General features: G+C 73.9%; 3 protein-coding genes and 1 pseudogene. 1 reads left to right on the top strand and 3 read right to left on the bottom strand.

Annotated elements, in window-relative coordinates; translation table 11 throughout:
* The 3 genes and pseudogenes from Q0L15_RS18280 to Q0L15_RS18270 all read right to left on the bottom strand — a co-directional run.
* Positions 1-496 (bottom strand): annotated as a pseudogene (locus tag Q0L15_RS18280) (hypothetical protein); the annotation flags it as partial.
* A 1-nt stretch (position 497) separates the two neighbouring features.
* Positions 498-800, bottom strand: a complete 303-nt coding sequence (locus Q0L15_RS18275; RefSeq protein ID WP_296605878.1) for an SHOCT domain-containing protein — start codon at positions 798-800, stop codon at positions 498-500.
* A 3-nt stretch (positions 801-803) separates the two neighbouring features.
* A complete protein-coding gene (locus tag Q0L15_RS18270) occupies positions 804-1,247 on the bottom strand; it encodes a DUF6325 family protein (RefSeq protein ID WP_296605877.1) in 444 nt (147 codons plus the stop codon).
* Between the two features lie 136 nt (positions 1,248-1,383).
* Here Q0L15_RS18270 and Q0L15_RS18265 point away from each other — a divergent pair.
* Positions 1,384-1,615 (top strand): cation-transporting P-type ATPase (locus Q0L15_RS18265; protein WP_296605876.1); only part of this gene is annotated, 232 nt, incomplete at its 3' end.

Below are 1,615 nucleotides of genomic sequence, written 5' to 3'. Positions count from 1 at the left end.
TGAACCTCAACGCGTCGAAGTCGACGTCGGCCAGGGCGCCGGTGGCGCGCAGGCGGTCCACCGGCAGGGGCGGGCGCCGGCGTCCCACCAGCAGGAGGTGCAGCCACTCCGGGCGCCGGTCGACGAGGTCCTCGAGCGCCCCTCGCGACCCGGTGTCGTCGATCCGGTGCACGTCGTCGAGCACCAGCACGCTGCCCGGCCGCTCGGCCAGCTCGTCGACCGCCGCGACCACAGCCGACCAGAACCGGGTCGGGTCACGGTCGGCGTCGTCGAGCGTCAGCCACGCGGTCGGCCGGGGCGTGCCGCGCACCCAGTCGGCGACGAGCGCCGTCTTGCCCGCGCCGGCCGGCGCCACCACCGCCGCGACCGGGTACGCCGCGAGGTCGTCGAGCAGCCCGGTCAGGCGGGCCCGGTGCACGAAGTGGTCGGGCGGCGTCGGGACGCGGAACTTCGAGCGGAAGAACGGCGAGTCGATCCGCCCGCGCTGGACCAGCACGTCAGCCAGCCAGGAGCTTCGCCTTCTGGGCTGCGAACTCCTCGTCGGTGAGGATGCCCTTGTCGCGGAGCTCGCCGAGCCTCTCGAGCTGGGCGATCATGTCGTCGCCTCCGGCCGCGGCCGGCGCAGGATGCGGGGGCGGGGGTGCAGCGTAGGCCGGCTGGGCGTACTGCTGCTCCTGGTACGCCTGGGCGTCCGCCTGCTGCTGCCAGCGACCCGCCTGGCGGCGGGAGACCCGGTTCGAGACGGCCGTCGCCGTGCCGGCGACCACCGCGGTGCGCGCCATGCCACCGACAAGACCCATGGCTCAGCCCTCCTCTTCGAGCGCGTCGAGCGCGGCGATGACCTCGTCGGCCGGGATCCGCCCGCTCGCGATGACGTCGGCGCCCTGGCGCCGGAGGGCGGAGACGAACGGTCCCGCCCAGGTGTTCTCGTACAGCAGCACCGCGACCGCGTCGCCCTCCCCGACGAGCGCGGCGCTCTCGGCGAGGTCGTCGTCGTCGAGCAGTCCCGACTCGACCCCGGAGAACACCGCCAGGTCGAGCGTCCCGTCGCCGTCGAGGTCCGTGATGGCCATCGCGGTGAACTCGCCGTCGGCGGTCACCATGGCCACCCGCAGGTCGAGCACGCGGATGATGCCGCGGTCGGCGAGGTCGACGAGCGCCGCCAGGGCCTCGCCGGTGAGCTTTGCGCCCGGGAACTCGACGACGAGGTAGTCGACGGGTCCGACGTCCACGCTGGTCTCGGTCATGAGTCCCTCCTCCGGATCAGGTTGGTCCGACCGTGTCACCCGGAGGCGGGCGGCGGTTCACCCGCTTCGGGTGGTTGCCCGACCCACCCCGTCCGGGGTGAGGCGTCACCACCCGAGGCGCCTGCACGATCGGCCCATGGCAGTCGTGGACGCCGTCGCCTCCGACGTCGAGCGGCTCTCGCGTGAGCTGGGGGTCGACCCGGCCGTCGGCCTCTCGGCCGAGGAGGCGCGGTCGCGACTCGCATCGCAGGGCCCCAACCGGCTGGCCGCCGCGAAGCAGGAGCCCGGGTGGCGCGCCTTCCTGCGCCAGTACCAGGACTTCATGCAGGTGATCTTGCTGGCGGCGGCGGTCGTGAACCAGGTGGTGA

The organism is Nocardioides sp. (assembly GCF_024509035.1).
Classification (GTDB): Bacteria; Actinomycetota; Actinomycetes; order Propionibacteriales; family Nocardioidaceae; genus Nocardioides.
The sequence above is the reverse complement of the archived record's forward strand: the minus strand, read 5'-3'. Positions and strand labels throughout refer to the sequence as shown.

Bases quoted from the DNA above. Each gene is read 5' to 3' on its own strand.
- Q0L15_RS18270 (WP_296605877.1), bottom strand. From the start codon at position 1,247: ATGACCGAGACCAGCGTGGACGTCGGACCCGTCGACTACCTCGTCGTC.
- Q0L15_RS18275 (WP_296605878.1), bottom strand. From the start codon at position 800: ATGGGTCTTGTCGGTGGCATGGCGCGCACCGCGGTGGTCGCCGGCACG.